This window comes from Methanohalobium evestigatum Z-7303 (genome assembly GCF_000196655.1).
Classification (GTDB): Archaea; Halobacteriota; Methanosarcinia; order Methanosarcinales; family Methanosarcinaceae; genus Methanohalobium; species Methanohalobium evestigatum.
The window spans coordinates 1,679,133-1,705,443 of record NC_014253.1; the positions used below are offsets into that span (position 1 = coordinate 1,679,133).

The 26,311-nt window shown below is 37.2% G+C and carries 26 protein-coding genes and 2 tRNA genes; 15 read left to right on the top strand and 13 right to left on the bottom strand.

What is annotated here, in order from left to right; all coding sequences use genetic code 11:
- Positions 1-3: 3 nt before the first annotated feature.
- From METEV_RS08370 to pyrI, 3 genes are all read left to right on the top strand, one after another.
- Positions 4-753 carry an ABC transporter permease gene (locus METEV_RS08370; protein ID WP_013195082.1) on the top strand — a complete coding sequence of 250 codons (750 nt, stop codon included), beginning with the start codon at positions 4-6 and terminating at the stop codon, positions 751-753.
- Positions 754-1,016: 263 nt separating this feature from the next.
- On the top strand, positions 1,017-1,943 hold the full coding sequence (gene pyrB / locus METEV_RS08375; protein ID WP_013195083.1) for an aspartate carbamoyltransferase: 927 nt from the start codon (positions 1,017-1,019) through the stop codon (positions 1,941-1,943).
- Positions 1,940-2,422: an aspartate carbamoyltransferase regulatory subunit gene (pyrI, locus tag METEV_RS08380; protein ID WP_013195084.1), complete on the top strand. Its 483-nt coding sequence runs from the start codon at positions 1,940-1,942 to the stop codon at positions 2,420-2,422. Before pyrB ends, pyrI begins: the two co-directional genes overlap by 4 nt.
- A gap of 3 nt (positions 2,423-2,425) precedes the next feature.
- Here pyrI and dapB read toward each other — a convergent pair whose 3' ends face one another.
- The 4 genes from dapB to METEV_RS08400 all read right to left on the bottom strand — a co-directional run bounded on the left by dapB (position 2,426) and on the right by METEV_RS08400 (position 4,709).
- The gene (gene dapB / locus METEV_RS08385) at positions 2,426-3,217 is read right to left on the bottom strand and encodes a 4-hydroxy-tetrahydrodipicolinate reductase (RefSeq protein ID WP_013195085.1); all 792 of its coding nucleotides are present in this window, start codon (positions 3,215-3,217) and stop codon (positions 2,426-2,428) included.
- On the bottom strand, positions 3,214-4,089 hold the full coding sequence (dapA, locus tag METEV_RS08390; protein ID WP_013195086.1) for a 4-hydroxy-tetrahydrodipicolinate synthase: 876 nt from the start codon (positions 4,087-4,089) through the stop codon (positions 3,214-3,216). The genes dapB and dapA overlap by 4 nt, the downstream gene beginning before the upstream one ends.
- Before the next feature lie 19 nt (positions 4,090-4,108).
- The gene (locus METEV_RS08395) at positions 4,109-4,309 is read right to left on the bottom strand and encodes a 30S ribosomal protein S17e (RefSeq protein ID WP_013195087.1); all 201 of its coding nucleotides are present in this window, start codon (positions 4,307-4,309) and stop codon (positions 4,109-4,111) included.
- A gap of 103 nt (positions 4,310-4,412) precedes the next feature.
- Positions 4,413-4,709, bottom strand: a complete 297-nt coding sequence (locus tag METEV_RS08400) for a hypothetical protein (protein WP_049891289.1) — start codon at positions 4,707-4,709, stop codon at positions 4,413-4,415.
- A gap of 116 nt (positions 4,710-4,825) precedes the next feature.
- On the opposite strand from METEV_RS08400, the gene dinB reads away from it, so the two are divergent.
- Positions 4,826-5,920 (top strand): DNA polymerase IV, encoded by a 1,095-nt coding sequence (dinB, locus tag METEV_RS08405; protein ID WP_013195089.1) that lies wholly within the window; start codon positions 4,826-4,828, stop codon positions 5,918-5,920.
- Between the two features lie 5 nt (positions 5,921-5,925).
- Here the strand turns inward: dinB and METEV_RS08410 are convergent, their stop codons facing one another.
- From METEV_RS08410 to METEV_RS08425, 4 genes are all read right to left on the bottom strand, one after another.
- Positions 5,926-6,693: a DUF1624 domain-containing protein gene (locus tag METEV_RS08410; protein WP_013195090.1), complete on the bottom strand. Its 768-nt coding sequence runs from the start codon at positions 6,691-6,693 to the stop codon at positions 5,926-5,928.
- Between the two features lie 97 nt (positions 6,694-6,790).
- Positions 6,791-7,210, bottom strand: a complete 420-nt coding sequence (locus tag METEV_RS08415; protein WP_013195091.1) for a Zn-ribbon domain-containing protein — start codon at positions 7,208-7,210, stop codon at positions 6,791-6,793.
- A gap of 48 nt (positions 7,211-7,258) precedes the next feature.
- Entirely contained in the window at positions 7,259-8,122 is an 864-nt protein-coding gene (mtnP, locus tag METEV_RS08420) for an S-methyl-5'-thioadenosine phosphorylase (RefSeq protein ID WP_013195092.1), read from the bottom strand.
- A 15-nt stretch (positions 8,123-8,137) separates the two neighbouring features.
- Positions 8,138-8,842: a phosphoribosyltransferase gene (locus METEV_RS08425; protein WP_013195093.1), complete on the bottom strand. Its 705-nt coding sequence runs from the start codon at positions 8,840-8,842 to the stop codon at positions 8,138-8,140.
- A gap of 247 nt (positions 8,843-9,089) precedes the next feature.
- Here METEV_RS08425 and METEV_RS08430 point away from each other — a divergent pair.
- Positions 9,090-9,164 (top strand) — tRNA-Met (locus tag METEV_RS08430).
- A gap of 97 nt (positions 9,165-9,261) precedes the next feature.
- A complete protein-coding gene (locus METEV_RS08435) occupies positions 9,262-10,584 on the top strand; it encodes a signal recognition particle protein Srp54 (protein WP_013195094.1) in 1,323 nt (440 codons plus the stop codon).
- A gap of 35 nt (positions 10,585-10,619) precedes the next feature.
- Here the strand turns inward: METEV_RS08435 and METEV_RS08440 are convergent, their stop codons facing one another.
- A complete protein-coding gene (locus tag METEV_RS08440) occupies positions 10,620-11,189 on the bottom strand; it encodes a GMP synthase subunit A (RefSeq protein ID WP_013195095.1) in 570 nt (189 codons plus the stop codon).
- A gap of 172 nt (positions 11,190-11,361) precedes the next feature.
- Between METEV_RS08440 and METEV_RS08445 the strand changes: the two genes are divergently transcribed.
- The 5 genes from METEV_RS08445 to METEV_RS08465 are packed head-to-tail and all read left to right on the top strand — an operon-like array spanning position 11,362 to position 16,220.
- Positions 11,362-12,159, top strand: a complete 798-nt coding sequence (locus tag METEV_RS08445; RefSeq protein ID WP_013195096.1) for a 2-amino-3,7-dideoxy-D-threo-hept-6-ulosonate synthase — start codon at positions 11,362-11,364, stop codon at positions 12,157-12,159.
- A gap of 40 nt (positions 12,160-12,199) precedes the next feature.
- Complete coding sequence (locus METEV_RS08450) at positions 12,200-13,345, top strand: 3-dehydroquinate synthase II (protein WP_013195097.1); 1,146 nt, start codon at positions 12,200-12,202, stop codon at positions 13,343-13,345.
- A gap of 18 nt (positions 13,346-13,363) precedes the next feature.
- Positions 13,364-14,068: a type I 3-dehydroquinate dehydratase gene (gene aroD, locus METEV_RS08455; protein WP_013195098.1), complete on the top strand. Its 705-nt coding sequence runs from the start codon at positions 13,364-13,366 to the stop codon at positions 14,066-14,068.
- The gene (gene aroE, locus METEV_RS08460) at positions 14,065-14,892 is read left to right on the top strand and encodes a shikimate dehydrogenase (protein WP_013195099.1); all 828 of its coding nucleotides are present in this window, start codon (positions 14,065-14,067) and stop codon (positions 14,890-14,892) included. The genes aroD and aroE overlap by 4 nt, the downstream gene beginning before the upstream one ends.
- Positions 14,889-16,220, top strand: coding sequence for a prephenate dehydrogenase (locus METEV_RS08465; RefSeq protein ID WP_013195100.1), 1,332 nt, complete (start codon positions 14,889-14,891; stop codon positions 16,218-16,220). The genes aroE and METEV_RS08465 overlap by 4 nt, the downstream gene beginning before the upstream one ends.
- Before the next feature lie 12 nt (positions 16,221-16,232).
- On the opposite strand, the gene tpiA is transcribed toward METEV_RS08465, so the two are convergent.
- Genes tpiA through METEV_RS08485 form a run of 4 tightly spaced genes read right to left on the bottom strand, consistent with a single transcriptional unit; the run spans position 16,233 to position 19,973 of the window.
- On the bottom strand, positions 16,233-16,910 hold the full coding sequence (gene tpiA, locus METEV_RS08470) for a triose-phosphate isomerase (RefSeq protein ID WP_013195101.1): 678 nt from the start codon (positions 16,908-16,910) through the stop codon (positions 16,233-16,235).
- Positions 16,911-16,963: 53 nt separating this feature from the next.
- Entirely contained in the window at positions 16,964-18,142 is a 1,179-nt protein-coding gene (locus METEV_RS08475) for a bifunctional 5,6,7,8-tetrahydromethanopterin hydro-lyase/3-hexulose-6-phosphate synthase (RefSeq protein WP_013195102.1), read from the bottom strand.
- A 52-nt stretch (positions 18,143-18,194) separates the two neighbouring features.
- Positions 18,195-18,806 carry an endonuclease III gene (gene nth / locus METEV_RS08480; protein ID WP_013195103.1) on the bottom strand — a complete coding sequence of 204 codons (612 nt, stop codon included), beginning with the start codon at positions 18,804-18,806 and terminating at the stop codon, positions 18,195-18,197.
- A 15-nt stretch (positions 18,807-18,821) separates the two neighbouring features.
- Complete coding sequence (locus tag METEV_RS08485) at positions 18,822-19,973, bottom strand: geranylgeranyl reductase family protein (protein WP_013195104.1); 1,152 nt, start codon at positions 19,971-19,973, stop codon at positions 18,822-18,824.
- A gap of 126 nt (positions 19,974-20,099) precedes the next feature.
- Between METEV_RS08485 and METEV_RS08490 the strand changes: the two genes are divergently transcribed.
- From METEV_RS08490 to METEV_RS08505, 4 genes are all read left to right on the top strand, one after another.
- A tRNA-Val gene (locus METEV_RS08490) sits at positions 20,100-20,173 on the top strand.
- 295 nt (positions 20,174-20,468) lie between these two features.
- Positions 20,469-22,265, top strand: coding sequence for a PAS domain S-box protein (locus tag METEV_RS08495; RefSeq protein WP_013195105.1), 1,797 nt, complete (start codon positions 20,469-20,471; stop codon positions 22,263-22,265).
- Between the two features lie 551 nt (positions 22,266-22,816).
- Positions 22,817-23,131, top strand: coding sequence for a hypothetical protein (locus METEV_RS08500; protein WP_013195106.1), 315 nt, complete (start codon positions 22,817-22,819; stop codon positions 23,129-23,131).
- A gap of 377 nt (positions 23,132-23,508) precedes the next feature.
- Entirely contained in the window at positions 23,509-26,298 is a 2,790-nt protein-coding gene (locus METEV_RS08505) for a HEAT repeat domain-containing protein (protein ID WP_013195107.1), read from the top strand.
- The last annotated feature ends 13 nt before the right edge of the window (positions 26,299-26,311 follow it).

Genomic DNA, 26,311 nt, shown 5'->3' on the forward strand with positions numbered 1-26,311 from the left:
AAAATGCTTGGCCCAATACGCATCATGTGGATGAGACAAATAAAAGAGTACTGGAGATCAAAACCAAGGCTTATAGCTTCAATTGCCCAACCAACAATATTCCTTATGGCTCTTGGGTTTGGACTTGGACCAGTATTCCAACAAGCAGGTGGAGGGGATTATGTCCAATTTCTTACACCGGGAATACTGGGTATGGCACTTTTGTTTGGGTCAGTGTTTAACGGGGTCTCTATATTATGGGACAAACAATTTGGTTTTTTAAAAGAAAGTCTTGTTGCACCCGTCCCCCGTATATCTTTATTAATCGGGCATTCCATAGGAGGAGCTACTACTGCAGTGTTCCAGGGTGTCGTGCTACTACCTGTAAGTTATTTTATAGGATTCAGGTTAGATAGTCTGTTATTTATACCATTGATAATACTGTTTATGTTTTTAATCTCATTTTTATTTTCACTGCTTGGAATATCAATGGGCGCTAAACTGGATGACCCTGAAGCTTTTCCATTGATAATCAACCTTGTGATAATACCAATATTCTTCCTGTCTGGTGCACTCTTTCCGATAAATAACCTCCCCGATGTTGTCACTACACTGGCAAAACTCAATCCATTATCCTACGGTGTCGATGGATTAAGAGGTTCCATGACAGGTAGCTCTGATTTTGGAATAGTTACTGATATAGGTATTTTACTGATAGTTACGTTTATACTTCTGGTTATAAGCAATTACCTTTTCGAAAAATTAGAAACCTGAACCATAAGAATGTTTAATGATGCAATAATTAATAGTAAAAAACACCAGCCAAAAATTGGATGGTTACTTATTTTTTTGTAAATGAAAATATATTATTAAATAATTCCAATTTACATCAAAATCTAAATTGGGTTTTAATTTATAGAATGTAAAAACTGAATTTGTATAAACTAAAAAACGTACCAAATTTTAATTGAACCGGATTTTTATCCCATGTTTAATCAGCAAAAAATATATTCCATGTCGTTGTTGTGGATAAACGGATGAGATTCAAAGACCTTGACATAATCTCAATGAAAGACTTCTCAAGGGATATGATAGACCATATCCTTGATACTGCAGAAAAACTTGAACCCATCGCAAAAAATGAAGAAAAATCCGACATTCTGAATGGAAAAATTCTGGCAGTCCTCTTTTTTGAACCCAGTACAAGAACAAGGATGTCCTTTGAAACCGCCATAAAAAGGCTTAACGGTGATGTATTAAGCCTTGGTGCTGTTGATGCAAGCTCAATTACAAAAGGAGAAAATCTTGCAGATACTATACGTGTGATAGAGGGATATGCTGACGGAATAGTACTGAGACATCCTAAAGAAGGTTCTGCAAAAATGGCGGCTGAAATGACCACTATACCGGTCATAAATGCAGGTGATGGTGCGGGACATCACCCCACCCAGACATTTCTTGATTTATATACCATGCGAAGAGAGAGCCGGCTGGATGGAGTCAAAATAGCTATTGCAGGAGACCTAAAATATGGACGCACTGTCCATTCCCTCTGTTATGCATTATCTCATTACAACGCCGAAATAACACTGGTATCTCCAAAAGATCTCAGAATGCCCCGTGAAATAATAAGAGATCTCAAAAACCGAGGTATAGAAGTAAAGCAGACTGATTCTATGGAAGATGCTATACAGGATGTGGATGTCCTCTATGTGACAAGAATACAAAAGGAGCGCTTCCCTGACCCTGCAGAATATCAGAGAGTATCAACCAGTTTACAGGTTACAAATGAACTCCTTAAGAATGCAAATCCCGACTTAAAAATCATGCATCCACTTCCCAGAGTAAATGAAATTGATTCTGGTGTGGACTTTACATCTCACGCATGTTATTTCAAACAATCATTTTACGGAGTTCCTGTCAGGATGGCGTTACTGTCGCTTATAATGGGGTGTGTAGAATGACTATCGAAAACTCTAATGAGAAACATGAAATCAGAGTTCAGCCTATTGAAAACGGTACTGTTATAGACCATATAACTGCAGGTCAGGCGTTAAATGTTCTCAAAATAATCGGGAAACCCGGCACATCTGAAGGAATCATGAGTGTGCTCATAAATGCACCGAGTTCACACGGAAAAAAAGATGTTATAAAAATTGAAGGTCGCGAAATTAATGCACAGGAATTTGATAAAATAGCATTAATTGCACCAAATGCCACCATCAATATCATACGCAATTTCAAAGTAGCAAGTAAAAAACAGGTCCAGATACCAGAACATATCGAGGGTGTAGTAAAGTGTGTAAACCCTAATTGTATCACAAACAGTAATGAACCCATCAAATCAAATTTTACCGTAAACAACGAAAACAGGAATGTTTTTCTCAGATGTGATTACTGTGAAAGAATCATATCTGAAAACATTGCGGATAACCTGATTTAAAAATTAAAAACCGAGTACATCTTCCATTGTATAGATTCCGGGTTTTGCTCCTGTAATCCACCGGGCGGCTTTTATTGCTCCACCTGCAAACGCCTGTCTTGAACCTGCCTGATGTTTAATTTCCATGCGTTCACCTTCTCCTGCAAAAAGAACAGTATGTTCACCCACTATATCTCCACCGCGAACAGCATGTATTCCTATTTCATCACCGCGCGGTGCATGTCCCTGACGACCATATACATATTTTTTACCGCCAAGTGTTTCACTTATAACATCCGCTGCTTTTAAAGCAGTTCCACTTGGAGCGTCTTTTTTATTATTGTGATGTGCTTCAAGTACCTCAACATCATAATCGGACAAATACCTGGACATCTCCTTTATCATCTTAAAAAATACATTTACACCTACTGAATAATTGGGCGCTATGACTGCAGAGTTGTTATTTTTCATGATAAACTGCTCAATGGTATTCCTCTGCTCTTCAGTAAAACCTGTGGTACCAATAACCAGATTAACACCATTTTCAGATGCAGCAGTCACATTCTGAACAGTGGCATCAGGAGCTGTAAAATCAATCATAACATCAGTATTTGTATCAGCAAGTATCTCTCCCATGTTTTCAGGATCTGATATGGGCACACCCACTGTTCCTACTCCTGATAATTCTCCTGCATCATTCCCGATATTGAATATATCAAAAGCAGCTGATAATTCAAAATCATCAGAATTTACAATATTATCAATTAACATCTTTCCCATACGTCCATAAGCACCAGACACTGCTGCTTTTATCATTTAAGACACCCCAGAGTTTTGAGAGCATCTGTCAAAATATGCTCGTTATCATTACTAAGCTGTGCAAGTGGTAAACGAAGGTGCCCACCGGCAAGTCCTACCAGTTCAGCGGCACGTTTAACTGGTATTGGATTGGTTTCTGTAAACATTGCACGTATAACCGGAGCAATCTCATAATGAACCTGTCTTGCGGTTTTGATATCATTTTCCCGAGCTGCATTGACAAGTTTTACCATTTTATCAGGTATGATATTGGCAGTAACTGAAATTACCCCTTCTCCACCTATCGACAGGATTGGAAGTGTTAATGGGTCTTCTCCGGAAATTACAGTAAAATTTTCATCAGCTGTATTTTCAATCATATGTGACATTTTAGCAAGGTCACCGCATGCGTCTTTAATTGCCACAATGTTGTCCACTTTTGAAAGTTCTTGTATAACTTCCAGAGGCATATCCTGTCCTGTTCGTGATGGTACATTATACAGTATTATAGGAATATTCACATTTTCTGCTACTGTCTTGAAATGATTTATAAGACCAGCATTATTGGGTTTGTTGTAATATGGCGAAATTAAAAGCGCTCCATCTGCTCCTGCATCTTCTGCAAATCTTGTAAGTTCCAATGCTTCTGCTGTGTTATTGGAGCCAGTACCAGCAACAACCGGTACATTTGCACATTCAACTGCTATGTCTATCAGTTCTTTATGCTCTGATGTTGACAGTGTCGCGGATTCACCTGTAGTTCCACAGGCAACTACACCCGACACACCACCCTTTTCAACATAACTGATATTGTCCTTGAACCCCTGTATATTAACAGAATCATCTTCATTAAAAGGAGTGATAAGAGCCGGCATGACACCTTCAAACATAGTATCACTACTTAAACCTTTATTCAGTAATAGTAGTTTTAAGTGACATGCGTCGGGTGATATAACCAGCCACACGGTTTCTGATGACCTTGCTTTTGATTGTACTGTATTTTGTTACAAGGTGCTTATTCTTTTCAAAGTCTTTTGAGAATACATTTTGGTAGTTGTTAATTAAACGTTCTGATATGTTTTTGATGTTGGTCTGTCTTATATTTCCCATATATATCTCTCCTTGCTGTTTATAAAATAATTTTTTACGGGTTTTTCAAATCTTGCCGTATTGGTAACCATTATTTGCATTTATACCTTTTGGATAAATCGAATTATTGATTATCGATGTCGGTTTTTCCCAGGAACCTATCCAAAGTACCTGCATTCTGAAATACCTTTTCCCTTACTCCTTTACGGTTTATAAAAAGACCTATTAGAACAAGTAAAAGACCAATACTTGGATTTGCCAGTGTCAATATCGCTCCAAGCAGTGTAGCAAACATTGCTGCAATACCTTTCATTGCACCTTTTCTGTAGGATTGATACCTTGTTCTTTTATATATACGAATATCACGCAGTGTGAGAAAAAGTACTACGATATAGGCGGTTATTGCTATTAGCAGGTACATCATTTAATTATTATCCTCTGGATTTGTATCGTTTTAACTTACACTATATGGGATTTAAATATTTTTGTTTGAAAGAATAATAAAAAATATCTATTAACGATTTTAATTGTCAGATGATGGATGATACATCAAACGGTATTAAATTCCACATAGATATGGACAGTTTTTATTCTTCTGTGGAAGTTAGAGAAAACCCCGAACTTCAAGGGTTTCCTGTAATTGTTGGTTCCGATCCAAAAAACGGCACAGGCAGAGGAGTTGTAAGTACATGTTCGTACGAGGCAAGAAAATACGGAATCAGTTCAGCAATGCCTGTATCAAAAGCCTACAGACTATGCCCCCATGCTGTATTCCTCCCTGTTAACATGGAACTCTATAAACAGGTATCATCCAGAGTTATGAATATAATCAAAAAATTTTCTGATAAATTCGAACAGGTTAGCGTTGATGAAGCATATCTTGAAATTGGAAAAACGGTTGGAAACTACGAGGACGCTGTTAGATATGCGCAACAGATAAAAGATAAAATCTACAATTATGAAAAACTTACCTGCTCCATTGGCATCGCCCCCAACAAAACAATAGCAAAAATAGCCTCTGATTTCAAAAAACCTGACGGTTTAACCGCTATTAAACCTGAAGAAGTTGAAAACTTTCTATCACCACTTCCGGTTTCCAAGATACCGGGTGTTGGTAAAAAGACAAATGAAGCACTGGATAATCTGGGTGTAAAAACCATCGGGGATCTTAAAAATTTTGACGTTCAGGTACTGATAGGAAAGTTTGGTAAATCCGGTCTTCGTATGTATCAAATTGCAAAAGGAATCGACAACAGAGAAGTAGAGGAGCAAACTGAAGTAAAATCTATAAGTAAAGAAGATACTTTCGATGAGGACATCGCCGACCCTATAACCGCTGAGGAAATTATCGATATACTCAGTGATGAGGTTCACAATTCACTTGTTAAAAAGAAATATCTGTTCAAAACAGTAACCCTGAAATTGAGATTGGATGACTTTACAACATGTACAAGGTCAAAGACATTTGTATCGTATCGCTCAGAAGCAGGTGTTATTAAAAAAGAAAGCAAGGAATTGATGAATCAGTTTATAAAAAACAACGGAAATTGCAAATTCCGTTTACTTGGTGTTGAGGTCTCAAAGCTTTTCAAAATAAAAGACGGGCAGACCATGATTACTGACTTTTTATAATCGAGTTAAATGGTTATCGTACTTGTACCCAAAAATCCGAGCAGGTATAGGATAATAATCAGAAACGGTTGATGGATGAGATATATAAAAAGAGAATATCTTCCCATCAAACAAAACATATTTATTGGATATTTGCGGGACAAGTCCATAATACTAAATTTTCGGGTGTAGTTGGGGTATAGGAGGTTTCCTGTAAATATACCTATAAGTATCACACCAAACCATGGGAAAATCGGGAAATAATCAAATGTATAAAATCCTTCAGGCACAAAACCAAGCCACAAAAACCACGGAAAATCAACACTGAATGTCTGCAGATACGAACCCAGTAAAATAAATAAAAGCCCAAGAACAAGATTCATAGATTTAAAACGCAAAAATGGATACGCCAGAATAATTGAGATTCCTATGAAATGAAGGATTCCAAAAACAATTACTCCTTGACCGATAAATATCCATGTGATAAGCGTTAAAAGCAAACCCCAGCCAAATATCCTCAAACCTCTCTTGATGTATTTGGGATACAAATTCCAGACATTTTCAGCATATTTTTTTGTTCGGGATATACTTATTGTCAAAGATATACCAACAAGCAAAATAAAAATTATCGCTGCACTTCTTCCCATAAACAGTAAAGAACCGGAATGCAGATTAAAATCATAGCCTCCAAAATAGTTCAGGTCATATAGAAAATGAAATACAACCATCAGGATGATTCCAATCCCGCGAAAAAAATCAAGTTCCCAGAATCGTTCAGATGGTCTGTTATTCATACGATTCTCCGTATAATACTTAAATTTTTAAGATTGTTTGCATGAATGGATAGTTAACTGGATTTGAAAATAGATGCCAGAGAGGTTTAAAAAGAAGTTATTTCTTTTTTTTATCAAACACCGACGGAAGATGAAGCGCGTAGGTTCCGTTTTCTTTTATCGCCATAATGATTTCTTTTCGTTCCATTATGGAACTTAAGTTCAATTCATATGAACCAGGACCCAGTATCCTAACAGATTCCACTCTGTCATCATCCTGCATCACACTTGATTTTTGTAATTTACTGGTTTTGGTTCCCAGTACCTCATTTACCTCTCTGACCAATTTTTCATCATTTGTAGATTCTGGTGCTTTATTATCTATAGAGGATTGTTCCTCGTTGGCTACTGATGTATCTGCTTGCGACTCATTACCTACATATAGGAACTTGTTCCATCCACAATTAGGACATCCGTTTAATATTACCGAATTACCATCTTCAAAAATTTGTTCACATTTAGTACATTTGTGAGGCATCCATTCACCTATTTTTATTATGGATGGATACATATATTTAAATATTGGTCATTCTTCCAGATACTTCCCAATCAGAGGTTCAAGTTTGCGTTTTGTATCATAAGGTACCATGTTATGGTTTGTAATTATTGCACCTTCAAGAGCATTTTTGCATACACAGTCCCTTTCAAGCGGTATTTTTTCAATAGCATCGCTTACAATATCCTTTACTGCATTCACATTCTTTCTGGTGTTTTCAATCACTGTAGCAATATCTACGTCCTGTTCTTTCCAAACATCGTAATCAGTTACTGTAGCAATCATTGTGTAACAGATTTCAGCTTCTCTTGCAAGTTTTACTTCAGGCAACGCAGTCATACCGATAACATCAAACCCAAGAGATTGATACACACTGGATTCCGCCCGGGTAGAAAACTGAGGACCCTCTATACAGACATATGTGCCGCTATCATGTACATTGTAACCTTTTGAACGAGCTATATCGGTTATAGTTTCGGATAGTTCCGGACAGAATGGGTCGGCAAATCCTGCATGTACAACAATACCTTCCTCAAAAAATGTGCTGGTTCTTGATTTTGTTCTATCGTATATCTGGTTTGGTATTACAAGATCCAGTGGTGATATTTCATTCTTCAAACTCCCCACTGCAGATGCTGATATTATACGTTTTACTCCCAGTTTTTTCAGCGCAAATATGTTGGCTCTGGAATTTAATTGTGTGGGAGATATACGATGTCCTGCATCATGCCGCGGCAGGAAACAGACTGTTCTGTCTCCATATTCTCCTATCGTAATTTCATCGGATGGTTTACCAAACGGTGTATCTATATCTACCTGCCTTACATTGTCAAACCAGCTTAGGTCATAAATACCACTGCCGCCGATTATTGCTATGTCTGCTTTTTCATCCATATGTACACCTCTTTATTATTCTACAGGTTTCCATAGTGTTTTACCCTTTGCCTGCATGGATGATACTTTACCAAGCCGTTCCATTTCCTCCATTATCTCATTTAAGCGACCTGGCTGTGCAATTTCAAAGGATACAGGTTCAATAGAGTAATATTTGTAAAGACCTTGTTTCAGTGTTTTTATATCCCAGAGCTGTTCACTTTCATCTTTCATAAGAGTTGAAATGATATTAATCATATCTTCCATGAAGTTCCAGGGGAATACTATCCATGCCCATTCATCAATGTATTCACTCCAGTAATCCGGTTCCATCTGGGACGTGTACAGATATTGTAGGGTGGCGGTTTTTACTTCATTGGGATTCTGTTCAAGGACATGTTCCTTTGCATACTTCATACTCTCGCCGGTATCTATAATATCATCAACAATTAAAACATTTTTATCTACTACTGCATCTGAAGATAGAGGGTATTTTATCTGGGCTCCCTCACCAGATATAGCTGCTGTACCGGTATAATGCTCCACTTTCAGGCTTGTAAGGTCATCAAGTCCGAGAAAATCACATAATACACGCCCTGCAAACCATCCTCCACGAGCATGAGCAATTATTATATCGGGCTGAAATTCTGATTTTTTTATCTCGGTGGATACATCCCTGCAAAGATTGTAGATATATTCCCAGTTTGTTATAACGCATTTGAATTTATCATTTGATTCCAAATAAAAATCTCCTTTATGTTTGATAATTACATCTAGATGATTTTTAGACCTGTTAACAATACTGATTTTATATTTTCACCAACATATTTTATATTTATTTATTTGATTTTGTTACTTAAATGAGTATTAACATATTTAACCCTTAATAATCGTCCCGTATAGCATGCTAATGGCTTGTGCAGACGTAAGTTTTATAAATAAAGAAACCATTGGGATGGTCTGCTTACTTCACTCACAAACAAAATATAGCGGGGTGGGGTAGCCAGGAGATCCCGACGGGCTCATAACCCGTAGATCGGTGGTTCGAATCCATCCCCCGCTACTTAATTACTTTTTTTATATTGGTTTTTTCAAAAGATTAATAAAACTGTACAGGTTTTAATGTAATAATAAAGAAACTTCATGGGGACGATTTTTAAATGGTGATGGATAAACTTGGAAGTTCCTTGCAGGACGCCCTTAAAAAACTGGTAAATTCCGGGCGTATTGATGAAAAAAGTGTAAATGATGTAGTAAAAGATATTCAGAGGGCATTACTGCAGGCTGATGTTAACGTACAGCTTGTCATGAATATGTCAAAACAGATTAAAGAGCGTGCCCTCAAGGAAGAAGTGCCCTCCGGGATGAACCCCAGAGAACATGTTATCAGAATTGTTTACCAGGAACTTATAAACATTATTGGAGAAGGTACTGAAATAAACCTTGAACCCCAAACCATAATGATGATAGGTTTGCAGGGTAGTGGTAAAACCACCACAACCTCAAAACTTGCAAGATACTTCCAAAAAAAGGGACTAAAACCCGCCGTAATCTGTGCCGATACATTCAGACCCGGTGCATATCACCAGTTAAAATCGTTATGTGATAAAAACAGCATCCCGTTTTATGGTGAAGAAGGAAACGAAGATTCTCTCGGAATTGTAGAGAGAGGGATGGACAAACTTGGAAAATACGATGTACTGATTATAGATACAGCCGGTCGTCACTCTCTCGAACAGGACCTTATTGAAGAGATGGAACAGATAAACTCCATCGCAAAACCGGATAAAAAATTGCTGGTTCTTGATGCCGCTATAGGACAGCAGGCAAGTGAACAGGCAAGAGCCTTTAATGAATCAATAGGCATATCAGGTGTTGTTATTACAAAACTTGATGGTACTGCAAAAGGTGGAGGAGCTCTCTCTGCAGTATCCGAAACGAATTCATCTATTGCATTCATAGGTGTTGGCGAGACAAGTGGTGACCTTGAAAAATTCGAACCCGACCGTTTTATATCCCGTTTGCTTGGAATGGGCGACATTCGAAGCCTTATAGAAAAAGCTGAAGAGTCATTGAGTGAAGAGGAACTTGATGTTGAATCGATGATGCAGGGTCGGTTTACACTGAAAGATATGTACAAACAGCTTGAAGCTGTAAACAAAATGGGACCCCTTAAACAGGTTATGCAGATGATGCCCGGCGGAATGGGACAAAACATATCCGAAGAGCAATTCCAAGTCACCAGTGAAAAGTTATCACGTTACAGAATCATAATGGATTCAATGACAGTAGACGAAATGGACGACCCCAAACTCATCGGAAGTTCCCGTATCAAAAGAATATCAAGAGGTTCTGGAAGCAAACCCGATGATGTAAGAGAACTTCTGAAATATCACAAAACAATGCAAAATGCCATGAAAAATTTCCGCGGTGCAGGGAAATTTAATATGAAAAAGATGATGAAAAAGTTTGGAATGCAGTAATTAGTATTCCAGACTTGGTTTAATATTTTTAATATTTAGTAATTATCACAGATTTCAAGGAAATTAAGGAACAGTTCTTCTCCTTTTTCTGTATGTGCTACTTCCGGGTGCCACTGTACTCCATATATAGGCCTTTCTGGATGTTTCATGGCTTCGGTTTCACAGTATTGTGAGCGCGCAAGTTTAAGGAAATTGTCAGGCATCCGGGTTACCTCATCTGCATGAGATGCCCATGTGGAGATACTGGAACCAAATCCCTTTAAAATATCGTTCTTTTCGATTATTTCCACATCTATGGATGCATAACCACCATGGTTTCCAGTACCGTACTCACCACCGAAAGTCTTTGCTATAAGCTGGTGTCCGAGACATATTCCAAGAATGGGCACATCAATATTTTCTACATACTCTCTACAATTGCCAATTCTGTCCATTGTGGGTCCACCACTTAAAATCAGACCCTGTGGTTCTTCTTCAAGTATTTCATCCACTGAAAGGGTATTTGATACAATTTTTGTATCCATATCAAGGTCTCTAACTGTTCTATGAATAAGGTGGCAGAATTGTCCGTGGTTATTCACAACAAGAATCTTTAATTCTTCCATGATATTCGTTCCAGAGGTAATGGTGGTTTATTAATTTTATGCTGGTTATTTTCATTTGAAACTACAGAAAAATTTTAAATATTAAAACCGTGTTATAGTGTGACATAGTAGCACAAAAGTAGTTAGTAAATTTAATTGACAAGATAAAATAAATGGTGAACAGGGATTAGAAATGACTGAAATTGGCAAAAATATACGAATTGAAAGGATAATGGACAGAGAGAGCAGAAACATGGTCATTATACCAATGGATCATGGTATAACTGTTGGACCCATAAAGGGGCTATCAAATATCAGTGATTCGATAAACAAAGTTGCAAAAGGGGGTGCAAATGCAGTCCTGATGCAAAAAGGGATGGTCACCCACGGACATAGAGGATACGGACTTGATGTAGGACTTATAGTACATATGAGTGCTTCCACATCGCTTGGACCTGACCCTAATGATAAAGTTCTTACATGCACTGTAGAAGAAGCCGTTAAGATGGGTGCGGATGCTGTATCCATACACGTAAACATCGGTTCTGAAACCGAAGCCGACCAGTTGAAAAAGCTGGGACATGTTGCCAAACAGTGCGATAGATGGGGTATGCCACTTTTGTCCATGATGTATCCAAGAGGTAAAAACATCCAGAATTCAAATGACCCTGAACTGGTTGCTCACGTTGCAAGGGTAGGAGCTGAACTCGGTTCTGATGTTATAAAAACAAACTATACCGGTGACCCGGAATCATTCAAAGATGTTGTTAAAGGATGTCCAGTACCAGTAATAACTGCAGGTGGACCTAAAACTGAAACCGACCGTGAGTTCCTGGAAATGATACGCGGTTCCATGGAAGCCGGTGCAAGAGGTGTCGCTATAGGGAGAAATACTTTCCAGCATGATGACCCTGTCAATATGACAAGAGCCATAACTGAAATAGTGCATAAAAACAAATCAGTAGATGAAGCACTGGAAATGCTCAAATGATTTCGAAAATATAAAATCAGTTTAAATCCATAGGCCAATCATGAGCGATAAAAACAAATCCATCTGGATAAAAGCGGATAAAGGCAACTGGGAAAACCGTAAAAACAAGATTATCAACGGACTTGAATCCGGTGCAGATTGTGTTCTTGTCAATTCTGAAGATGTTGACAAGGTCAGGAAACTGGGTAATATTAATGTTGCAGCGTTTGGTGATTCAACATCAAATGCTGATATAGTGGTTGTCGGAAAAGGAGGAGAAGGAGACGGTACAAAACCACTACCATCTGATTTTTCCGGTTCATGGGACATAACAACCATAAATCAGCTTAAAGAGAATGGTAAAAAAGTTGCAGGTTATGTGGTAATCAAAAACAAAGATTACGAAAATTTTGCAGTGGAACTGGGAGAAATCTGCGACTATGTTATCACCATCGGAATAGACTGGCAGGTAATACCGCTTGAAAATCTGATTGCAAAACTTCAGGACAAAGAAGTTCAGATAATATCAGGAGTGAAAACTTCTGAAGAAGCAAATATTGCTCTGGAAACTCTTGAACACGGTTCTGACGGGGTACTTCTTGATTCGGATGATCCGAATACAATCAAAGAAACTGTAGGAATTGCTGAAAAATCACAAATTTCAAAGACCGAACTTACACCTGCAGTAATAACCCGGATAGAACCGGTTGGCATGGGCGATAGAGTATGTGTGGACACGTGTAACCTGATGCAGAGAGGAGAAGGAATGCTTGTTGGTTCACAATCAAAAGGTCTTTTCCTTGTTCATTCAGAATCTGAAGAGAGTCCCTATGTTGCTTCACGCCCATTCAGGGTTAATGCCGGTGCAGTTCATGCTTATGTACAGGTAGGCGAAAAAACCAGATATCTATCAGAACTTGAATCGGGTGATGAAGTCACTATTGTAGATGCTGACGGGAAACAAAAAACAGGCATTGTCGGCAGAGTAAAAATAGAAAGAAGACCCCTGATGCTTGTAGAAGCTGAAGCAGACGGTGCGGTTATAAGAACAATTCTGCAAAATGCCGAAACCATAAAACTTGTGAACAGTGATAAAAACCCGGTATCAGTTTCTGACCTGAAAAAAGGTGATGAAATACTTGTACATCTTGAAAAAGGTGCAAGACATTTTGGTACTAAAGTAAACGAAACTATCATTGAAAAATAATACTGTAGTTGGGGTCTAATGAATGGGAAATTTATAGGAGAAATAAATCTGCTGAATAAAACAGGTGTTGTTGCATCTATAAGCGATGACCCGGTGAATTCATCAATAGCTGCAAATCAACTTGGAGCTGATATACTGGAACTCAGGTTCGATTTGCTGGGTATTCAAACACCTGAAGACGCATGGAATATTATAGAAAAAATTAGGAACAAAGTAAATTTGCCATTTATCGCAACTCTGAGGTCTGGACAAGAAGGAGGTGACTGGCAGGGTACAGAAAAGGACAGGATCAAACTTCTTCTGGATATCATCCCGTCTGTAGATGCTGTGGATATTGAGCTGTCAGCACCCGAAAAAAACTGGATAATAAAAAGTGCCGCAAATACCGATGTAAATGTTATTGTTTCATCTCATTGTTTTACATCCACCCCCTCTGTTAAAGAGATGAAATCAATACTTGACAATTGCCATAATAGTGGTGCAGATATTGCTAAACTGGCAGTTATGCCGAAATCATCACAGGATGTTTTAAACCTATTACAAGTCACCTCTGACTCAACAAAACCTGTATCCACCATTGCCATGGGTGAAATTGGAAAGCATTCAAGGATAATATCTCCTTGTTATGGTTCTGTTTTAACCTATGGTTCTGTTACAGGTGCTGTTGCCCCCGGACAATTGAGAGTAGATAAACTAAAAGAATTCATGGAGTTGGTTTTATGAAAACTGTTTTTGGTGTTTTTGGCGACCCTGTGGAACATTCTCTGTCCCCTGACATGCACAATGCTGCATTTTCAGAACTTGGAATGGATAGTATATACCATGCGTTCAGAGTTGACAAAAAATCGCTTGAATATGCCCTTAATGGAGCCAATGCTATGGGTTTTGGCGGAGTTAATATTACTGTACCCCTGAAACAGGAAGCGCTTAAATTTGTTAATACCGACCCACTGGCTTCAAAAATCGGTGCAGTTAATACAATCGATTTCAGGAATGAAAATGATATGATTGGCTATAACACCGATGGAGTTGGAGCCAGACGTGCAATTGCAGATGCTGGTGTGGACGTAAAAAACAAAAACATACTAATTCTTGGTGCAGGTGGTGCTTCCAGAGCAATATGTTTCCAGTTTGCAAATGATGGTGCAGATTTAATAATCGCCAACCGTACAGAAAGTAAAGCCTTAGAACTTGCCGAAGATGTAAAAAGCGTGGGTAATGCCAGGGGGATTGGATTTTCAAATTTGGAAGAGTTGATTGCAGAATCCGATATCCTCATAAATACAACCACTGTTGGAATGCATCCTAATACTAAAGATACCATCATAACCAGCGAACATATGCACTCTGGACTTGTTGTATTTGATATTGTATACAATCCACTGGAAACCCGGCTTTTAAAAGAAGCAAAATCTGCAGGTGCTATACCCGTGAACGGATTGATGATGTTTGTATATCAGGGTGCAGAAGCTTTTAAAATCTGGACAGGTGAGAATCCACCGATAGAGGTCATGAAAAATACAGTTTTGGAGGAGCTTAAAAGTTGAACAATAGCATCCTGATAATCGGTGGTACCGGAGAGATGGGGCAATGGTTTGCAAAATTCTTCAAAAGAGAAGGATTTGAAGTTACATTATGGGGTAGTAGTCAGCGTGTGGATATAGCGGATAAACTTGGAGTGAATTTTGCCTCTGACCTTGACAATGCTATTGAAAAAAGCGATATAGTTATCGTTTCAGTCCCCATTGATATCACGGAAAAAGTTATTTCAGAAACTGCTCCAAAAATGAAACCAGGTAGTTTGTTGATGGATTTTACATCCATAAAGACAAAGCCTGTTGAAGCCATGGAAAAATATGCACCCGAAAATGTCGAAATTCTTGGCACACATCCAATGTTTGGTCCATCCATACCCAGCCTATACGGTCAGATTGTAATAATGACACCGATATCCGGAAGATGTGACAATTGGTTTCCGGTTGTTAAATCTGTTTTTGAAAACAACGGTGCTCATATAGAGGTTATCGACCCGAAGGAACATGATAAATTTGTTTCGGTAGTACAGGGACTTACTCATTTCGCATACATCACCATTGGTTCCACCTTTAAAAGGCTGGATTTTGATGTTTCTGAATCACGTAAATTCATGAGCCCTGTTTATGACATAATGATCGATTTTGTGGGAAGAATTATCGGTCAAAACCCATACCTTTATGCTCTTATACAAATGGAAAATCCCGAAGTTTTAAAAGTTCATGACGCTTTCAAAAAAGAATGCAACAATATTTCAGAAATCGTAAGACAGCAGGATGTTGAAAGTTTTGTAGAAAATATGAAATCTGCAGCATCCCATTTCGGTGATACAACATCTGCTCTACATCGGTCTGACAAACTCATAAATTCAAAACTGCAGGAATTTGACCAGATAGCAAAGCTTGTAGGGAAAGAATGTGGACTTGTACACAGATATTCAGGCGCCACTCATGTAGGATATGTTGAAAAAGTTAAACCGCGACATGTTGTTTTATCCAAACCATATCAGAAAAACAAATCCATATCTCTTAAAATAGAAAATGTACGCCTTTTATCCGAAAACGAACTCAGACAATGGAAAATTAACAACCTAAAACACATAACAAGAGACATTTCAGTTTTTATCCCTACTAACGCAGTACCCGAAACCATAAGGGATGTAATATCTAATAATGCCAATGTTGTAGATACAGAAATTATAGATATATATTCAGGATTTGAAAATATAGAAAATCTCAGTGCTACATACAGGATTACAGTTCTTGAAGATAGCAACCCCAACCTGATACAGGATGAAGTAAAAAAATTGCTTGAAGGACTGGGATGTTATCCAAGAAGTTGAAAAATGAAAATGTTAAATCTGGCTTACAAGGTGTTCTAAGGCTTTTTCAGGGTCTTCCGCTTTGACAACACCTGATGCCAGTAAAACTCCTGCAGATCCAAGCTCAAGAGCAGCCTGCAAGTCCTCTCCTTTGGATATTCCTGCACCACAGAGTACTTTCACATCTTCATTTACATTTTTAACTGCATCTACTGAACCTTTAACCACCTGAGGATCTGCACTTGACACTGGTACCCCAGTACCTATTAGTTCTGGTGGTTCTATTGCTATATAATCGGGTCCAAGGGATGCTGCTGATGCGCTTGTATTTACATTATTAGTACAGACTATAGTAGAAAGACCCGCTTTACCAGCGGCTTTTACCGAAGAATCAATATCTGCAAGTGTTAACCGTCGCTCGGAATGATTTACCAGTGTACCGATTGCACCAGCATCTTTTACACATTGAGCCAAAATCTGACCTGTGTGACTTCCTCCATCAATTCCATCGATGTGCTGTGAATAAACAGGAACATCCACCTGTGAAGCCACCTGGTATATATCACAGAATTGGGGTGATACACCTATATCCACATTATATTTTTCTGATACATTTTTGCAGGCTTTTGCAATTGTTACGGCTTTTTCTCCTGTACCCTGTAGATAGGTCTTTAGGTTTACCACTATTAGAGGTGATTTACTCGAATTCATTTATACTCCCTCCAGAATAAATAATAAATGTGGATTTAGATTGAATCCACAATTTAGAAATCGGTCATTACCCTATACTGGTCGATTTCCGGTTTGTTCAAAACGTCAAGGAATTTTTCAGATACCTGACGGACATCTTTAGCATTGGTAATAGCCCTTCCTGCTACTACTATATCCGCACCAGCTTTTAAAGCATCTGGGATGGTATCAACACGTATACCACCGGCAACAGCAACCATTATCTTTGGAGAGAGTTCCTTAATCGCATCAATACTTCCCCACGCGTATTCAGTTTCTTCAACATCAATTGCCCGGTGAAGTTCAACCACATCAGGTAACTCATCCAGTTGTTTCAGTATAGACATCGGGTCTGGTTCATTAAGGGTATCCATTACCACATAGATGCCCGTTTTATGGGCCTCGTTAATTGCTTTGTTAATAGTTGACACAGGAGCAAGGGCGGAAACAACTATTGCATCTGCTGTGGCATCTGAAACCATACGTGCCTCGAGGTTTCCTGTATCCAGTGTCTTCAAGTCCGCTACTATAAATGCATCAGGTTTGACCTCTCTGAGACGGGAGACTACGTCCACACCATAACGTTTGATAAGAGGTGTTCCAGCCTCAAGTATGAGATGGTCACTCTGTGGCAGTTGAGAGATTATATTCTTCACTGCATCAAGGTTTGGATTATCCAGTGCAACCTGTAGATATGGTGGATCCCACAGCCTTGTTACTTTGAAACCCATGATTGCATGCATGCTCTTGTCCTTTTCTTCACACATTGTATCAACATCAGGGAACCCGTCCATTGCACGCTTAAGTGCAAGTTTGGTAGCACCGTAATTGTACCTGTAGATTTTATTGTAATCAGATGCTTTGGGATGTATAAATACACTTGCCACCAGTACAAGTTCCTCTGCTTTATCCTTTGGTATAACACCATCTTCTACTGAATCGGCAACTGCTTTTGCTACAGCAGCCTGTGCCGGTCCAAATACCTGTTCTGCCTGTTTCATATTTTGCACTGTAACCTTAGGCACAATCAATGTGGATGGTTTGGCGGGCAGATTTGGACGTATGACGGACAACATCGGGGTATGTCCTGCAGACAACTGTGTCATACCTGTAGCAAATGCCTGTCCGACTGGTCCATCCTTGTCACCGACCATAAGGTCTACATGTGCAAGCTCTGGTTCTTCACCTATTAATGCTTCTCCAACCAATAACATAATACACCAACATTTTTCTTTTTTTATATAGGTATGTATAAATTAGTTAATATTAGATTAATTTTGGACACGTATCATTCAAAACACACACATCACATCTGGGAGATACTGGACGGCATGTATTTTGTCCAAAGCGTACAAACAATTCATTGATTTTATTCCACAGATTTTCTGGAACTATTTTTTTGAGGTCTTTTTCTGTTTTTTCGGGTGTTTTTGTTTCTACCAATCCGAGACGGTTTGATATTCTATGGACATGAGTATCTACAGCTATTGCTTTTTTGGAAAATGCATATGTCAGTACACAATTTGCTGTTTTTCTACCAACACCCGGCAGTTTCAATAAATCATTAAGATTATCTGGAACCTGTCCATCATACTCGTCCAGAATCATTTCAGATATCTGTTTGATACGCTGGGTCTTTACACGATAAAAGCCTACATTTTTTATCAAACTTTCTATTTCATCTTCATCTGTATGAACCAGTTCATTAGGAGAATTGTATTTATTAAAAAGGGTTTTTGCTGAAGAATTTGTCACACTGTCACGGGTTCTCTGGGAAAGGACAGTGGTTATCAAAACGTAAAACGGGTCATTGTTTTGGTAATAGAAAATTTCTGGATATTCATTTTCAAGGCGGTGTAAAACCTCTTCAACATTCATTGTTCGGGTCTTAAATCACAATGGTATAAAATTCTTTGCTGTATAATAGGGTATTCTTGGTACAAGCCATTTTATAAATGAAGGATAACCTGAATTTCCTGTTACCAGATGAATAAACCTGTAAAGCATCTTCTCGTTGGTAGCAAGCATTTTTGCAAATATATCAGGGTGTCGATAAAACACTTTTGAAACTATATACGAATACTTTAAATCATCACCAAATTCATGCTTACATTTATCCTGATATTTTGAAAGCATAGCTTTTGAAAAATCATTTTTGTAAAAGGCATCAACAACGGTTTCAGCCGCTAATCTGCCAGACATTAAAGCATAATTTATCCCTTCACCCAGAAACGCATCTACAAATCCTGCAGCATCTCCTGTAAGTAAAACACGGTTATTGTATGTTTTTCTTTCAACACCACCTATTGGTAAAAAATGTCCACTGGGCTTTATGTAATCAAATCCAAAATTGTTTATGAATTCATAATATGATTTAAGAGAATCAGATGATTTCGCTGCATCAATACCTCCTATACCTACTGAAACATAATCATCCTTGGGAAATACCCACCCATAACCCTTTTTGATTTTATCAAAATGGAATTCCACAATATCTGGATAATTCATATCTATATACTCTTTTGACAATGGAATGTCTGATGCAAGTGAAAATGCCGTTTCATCAGGTTTTAATTGTGCTCTTACATATCGAGCACAAACACTGTTTACACCATCAGCACCAATCACAACTTTGGTTTTAAATACACCTGCAGTTGTGTGAATTTCAACATGATTGCTTTTAATATCCAATGATTTAACTCTTGTTTTTTGAAGGAGTTTAGTTCCTGAATTGACAGCTTTTGTAGTAAGATAGTTGTCAAACTCTTTTCTGGATACCATAGAAGCAATAAGTTCATCAGAACGGGATTCAAGAACTTGATTTCCATACAGTACTCTTGCTCCAAAACACTGTCTTTTTACCAGATTAACGGGTACATCATAATCAAGATGTTTTAAGGCTTGGCTGGATATTCCGCCTGCACAGGTCTTATCTCTTGGTAGAGAATCCTTTTCTATAATCATTGTGCTCAAACCTGCTTTTGCAGTATATTCTGCGGCTGTTGAACCCGCGGGTCCAGCCCCCACTACTATTACATCCTGCATGTTATGAAAAGATAGAACAACTAATATTTCAAAATTGGCATATTGTTAAAAGTCATTTTCGCAAACAACCATCTCTTATTTATAACATAAAATAATATTTATTGTAGCTTGGTTGCGATTAATCAAGGGCCCGTAGTCTAGCAGGTTATGACGTCGCCTTCACACGGCGGAGGTCTCGAGTTCGAATCTCGACGGGCCCATCTATTTTTGATTTAGTATTTTTATCGGACTCCTCTTGAGGATTGAGGTCTCTGAATTCTTGATTTGAGATTCGAGGATTTAAATTTGTATTCCAGCAAGTTTTCGATTTCAAAGTTTAAACACTCATGGTCTACTACGATTAAAAACACCTGTTTACCATCATGGGAGGTAGGATATATATCTATATTAAATCGATAAATCCTCGATCTTAAAATTTTATATGCTGTATCAAAATAAACAAATATTTGGAATTCATAAGTATTATTAATATATAAATTGTTTTTATGAGGACTTTTGTGGGGTTTTAAAATATCAGGCAATGTATTAAATTCTGTTTATGAATCCGTTGGTGATGGGGTTTGTATTAATGAAGTTATCTATAATGATAATGACCATCCTGTAGATTATAGGATAATCGATGCGAACCCTGCTTACGAATCCATTACAGGATTCAAAAGAGAAGAAATCGCAGGCCAACGAGCATCAATAGTATATAATAAAGAAAATCCACCACATCTTAATATATACGCAAGAGTAGCCGAAACTGGTGAAAAAGCTAATTTTGAAACATATACTCCACAATTGAGGAAACATTTCAATGTATCAGTTATTTCCCCTGAAAAAGGAAAATTCATCACTATATTAACAGATATTACAAGTCATAGTGAAATTGATGATGAGTTGGAGACAGTTTATGAAAATGTACCAGTAGTCCTTATGATGGTCGATTCTGACAGAAGAATTCTAAAACTAAATAAAAACGCAGAGCTTTTTGCTGGTAAATCTTCAGAAGAACTGGTAGGTTCAAGAGGTGGTGAAGCTCTGGGATGTCTGCATTCACTGGATGACCCTGAAGGTTGTGGATTTGGACCGCATTGTAAGGATTGTATAGTAAGAAATACTGTCCTTGATACATTTGAAACCGGTAACAACCATTACAATATCGAAGCATCATTACCCTTTATAGTGGATGGCCGTGAAAAGAATCTGACATTTCTACTATCGGCATCACTCATCAATACAGAAAATAAATCAAAAGTTCTTGTCAGCATCCAGGACATAACTGAACGCAAGGAGACTGAAAAAGAATTAAAAGAAAGTGAAGAGAGGTTCAGAACACTTACAGAAAAAGCGGCTGATGCTATCATAGCACATGATTTTGACGGCAACATCATATATGCAAATGAAACTGCAAGTAAAAATCTTGGGTATCCAAGAGATGAAATTTTATCACTAAATGTTACTGATATTGATCCTTATGTTGATATCGATGTTTTCAGGGATAAATACTGGAATAAAACATCTTCAGATACTTCATATTTTATAGGAACCTATCATAAAAGAAAGGATGGAACTATATTTCCCGTAGAAGTCAGGTTAACTCGTATCAATTTGAATGAAAAACCTGTAATACTGGCATATATACGGGATATAACTATACGAAAACAAGCAGAAGAACGTATTAAGGAACAAAAGGAACAGGTAATAGAAACTGAAAGAATAAGGCAACTTGAACTTCATCACAGGATAAAAAATAATCTTCAGGTAATTTCCAGTTTGCTCAGCCTTCAATCAGAAAAATTCACAGATGATAATGTAAAGGATGCTTTTATAGATACACAAAACCGAGTCATTTCAATGTCTCTTGTCCATAACAAATTATATCAAGCCAAAGGTCTGGAGAATGTGAATACAAAGGATTACATAGGTGATATTGTTGACCACCTTAATGAACTATACAATATACCCAACATAGATATAAACATTGATGTTGAGGATATATATCTTGGAATTGATACCATCATACCGCTTGGGATGCTTATTAATGAGATTTTGTCCAATTCTTTAAAATATGCATTTTCTGAAAGTGAAACGGGTAAAATTGAGATAAAACTTTACCAAAATAATAATAATAAAAATTATACGTTGATTGTTGCCGATAATGGTAAGGGAATGCCTGAGAATGTAGATGTCAAAGATGCAGATACGCTTGGACTACAACTTATAAAAAATCTAATAGACCAGATTGGCGGTGATTTTGAGGTAAATAAAGAAAAGGGTACAAAATTTATCATCGAGTTTAGTGGTTAATTTTTTGTTATGTAGGAATTTAAAAACTAACCTCAAATTAATAAGATACCCAACCTGTGCCACCCAAAATCACACAGATTGGGTAGAAAACCATTTTTAACTACTTTTGACCCTGTATCTTGGTTAACCCCACTCAACCAACAAAAACGCTCGTCCACTAATTTAAGCAGATGTAGGTTTTCATCTATTCTCTACATCCACCTACTATTTCTTTCTAATGCCCCATAAATATATATAATAAATGATAATTACAATTTTTTAGTTTTAAATATTAATAAAGCGTTAAAATTTTTAGCGGTGTTATAAAATTGCTATTGCTATATCATATAAGTGAATGGATTTTAAAGCAAAATTAATTAATATATGTTACAGAAACGTAATACTTTGTTAAAATGTATCAACCATCCAAAATTATACAACGAAAACATAAAATTATTATACCAAAATTTATATTTTTTAATACTAAGAATAATATATTAACAAAGTGCATACTATAAAAATCCATGATTCAAGAGTAGGATAATATAATTTAAAGAGGGGAGAGAATTTAATTGCCAAAATATAAATTCAAAATATTAATTGAAAGTACACCTGAATATGAGGTTTATGTAAAAATACCTCATAGATACATAGAAAAAAATAACCTTGAATTCAAAAATGCAACCACTATTTTAAACGAAATAGGTGGAGATTATTTAATGTTGGATGCGTATTATCAAGGTGTTTGGGTGCCTAAAAATATAATCCAATTCGAAAAAGTTAAAACTTATTCATTAACCATCATACAGAAAGTTAATACTGCATATTCAGTATCATGTAAAATTATTAGTGTATTATTAATAAGAACCAATATCCATCCATCATGAAACAAAACTGTATGTTATTCTGGTACCATGTACATAGATACACTGTTTTATGTTCATAATTTGACAATATACCTACATGAAGTTTATTTAAATGTCCATTAATAGAGTAAAAATAAGTCTTTGATGGTATTGGTAACAAAAACAAAGTGTGAGGCAATGAAAAAACATTGATTAAAAACGGAAAAATCTACGGAGGAATGTTTCTATAATTGCCTCACTCCATCTGCATATTCCAATTATACATTTGCGATATATAAAACATATCATAAAAAACTATTTTTAATTGTTATGAACGCTTGGATATAAAATAATATTTAAAGATAATATTTTTATCTCATTAAATATATTCCTACTTATAGGAGTGAGGGGTATAAGCAATGAGAGGTAAAAGTTTAACATTTTTATCTTTAGTTATCATCATATTTTTATTTACGACTACAGGAAGCATTGCCAATGATGATAATCCAAAAGATGATAATATAAATCCTATTAACAGCAAGAGTGGTACAGACAATACTCAAAAAGTAAATACTGAAACTACAGACGAAGATAAACAGGGTTTTCAGATTAATATTCCGAGTGTATTTACCAATTACAAAAATGACAAATCAACTGATTCTCTTATTAAAGACTTATTAAACAGTAGCAATGAAGATACACGTATCAAGGCCGCAAAATCTCTCGGAGAAAAAAGAGGTCAAAATGCAATAGACTCGTTGATAAAAGCATTCGAAGATGAAAGTGTGTATGTTAAAATCGCTGCTGCTAATTCACTGGGTAAAATCGGAAATCCTGCAACAGGAGATCTTCTTGAAGTGCTTGACAGCCAGAACGAAGATGTGCGCAAATATTCTGTTAAAGCACTTGGGAATATCAGAAATGAAAATACTGCAGATGAATTGTCAGATGTTTTGTTAAATGACAAAAGCAGTGATGTTAGAGAAAGTGCCGCAAAAGCCCTCGGTGATATCGGCGACAAGAGAGCCGCTGAACCACTGATTGATGCTCTTTTAAACGATACTGATGAAGATGTAAGAAGTAAATCTGTTGTTGCTCTTGGAAAAATTAAAAATGAAAATGTTGTAAAGCCATTGTCTAACGCTCTTTTGAATGATGAAAGCAGTGATGTTAGAGAAAGTGCCGCAAAAGCCCTCGGTGATATCGGCGACAAGAGAGCCGCTGAACCACTGATTAATGCTCTTCTAAATGATACTGATGATGATGTACGGTATCAGGTCGTAGAAGTATTCAGCGAAATAAAAGATAAAAATGCAGTTGACCCATTAGTTAAAATTTTGTTAAACGACAGGGATGTAGATGTCAGGAGTTCCGCCGCCGAAGTTTTGGGTGATATCGAGGATGAAAAAGCCGCAGAACCCCTTGTTAAAGCTTTAAACGATGATAGTGAGGAAGTCAGGGAAAACTCTGCTGATGCTATACTTGAAATTGGAGAACCCGCTACAAGTCCACTGGTAAATGAACTTGATAACAGAAACAAAAATGTTGTAAATACTGCCTCTGACCTACTTGTTGAAATCGGCGACCCTTCTGTTGATCCACTTATACAGACGCTAAGCAACAGTAATAGTGATAATGCCAAAATTAAAGCAGCCGATATACTTGGTAAAATCAGAAACGAAAGCAATATAAAACCATTGATTAAGACGTTAAATAACGAAAACAGCAGAGATGTTAAACTTAGTGTTGCAGATGCTTTGGTTAATATCGGAAAACCTGCTGTTGACCCGCTCATCAAAACATTGAATAACAACGATGATAAAGAACTGGAAAAATACCTACAACTGGCACTTGTACAGATAGGAGATGAAAAAGCTATAGAGTCACTTACCCGTTCTTTAAACAAGGAAAAAACTTACACCGCTAACATAGAATCACTCCAGAATGAACAACTGGACGGAGAAATACAGCCGCTTAAAGAAGCCTATAAACAGGAAAACAAAAATTCAATATCCAATATTGCAAACGCTCTTGATGATATAAATGACAAACATACAAAGTCACTGGCTTGGTCATTAAAATATAATAACAACCCTGCAAGAAGCTGTGCATCAGCAGCAGGTGTAGATATTAACAGCAAAAATGCACAGGAAAAGCTTGTAAAGGCTCTTAAAGACGAAAAAGGTTATGTTAGAATCAGTGCCATCATGGCTCTGGCAGAAATCGGAAATGATAAAACAGTAAAGCCTATTGCAGAAGTGATGTTTAAAGACAACCCCGAAATAAGAGCAACTGCCGCCTATGCTCTCGGTGAAATCGGCGATATTGATGCAGAAAAACATCTTATAAGGGCTATGCTTCATGATGAATATGAAAATGTAAAGAGCAACGCTGCACTGGCACTGGGTAAAATTGGAGATGATGAAACTGCACATTACCTTACAAGAGTGCTGACTGATGGCGAAGAAAAAGACCAGGTAAGAAGTAGCGCAGCTCTGGCACTGGGCAAAATAAAAGAATCAAGTTCAGTTTCTCCATTACTAAAGACCGTAAACCATGAAAACAAGGAAATGCGGCACTACTCTGCTCTCGCACTTGGAAAAATTGGTGATGAAAGAGCGGTTAAATCTCTTATTATACTTCTGCAAAATGAAGATAACAGAGAAGTTAAAAATGGAGCTATTTATGCCCTTGGTGAAATCAGGAATGAGAAGGCAGTAGAGCCATTGATTGAATGTCTGGATGATGCTAACAGCAAAATCAGGAAAAACGCTGTGATAGCTCTTGGGAAAATCAATAGTGATAAAACTGTGTCCCCACTGATTCAGAGATTGAATGATAATGACCCCGAAATTAGAAAATATTCGGCAATTATACTTGGAAAGATAGGGGATAAAAAAGCAGTCCATCCACTTATAAACACCCTGGATGACAGTAATAAGGATGTAAGAAAGGCTACTACAAATGCACTTGCCAAAATAGGTAAACCCGCAGTCCAGCCACTTATCAACTCACTGGATTCCAGAAATCCTGATGTTAAAGAACATGCAACCAATGCGTTGATAAAAATAGGTGAACCCTGTGTACAGCCCCTTATTAAGGCATTAGACAACGATAAAATCAAAAAACCTGCTACTATTGTCCTTATAGAGATAGGGGACAAAAAAGCAATTGAGCCATTAATCGATGCCTATAATATGGAAAAATAAACGACCTTTAAAG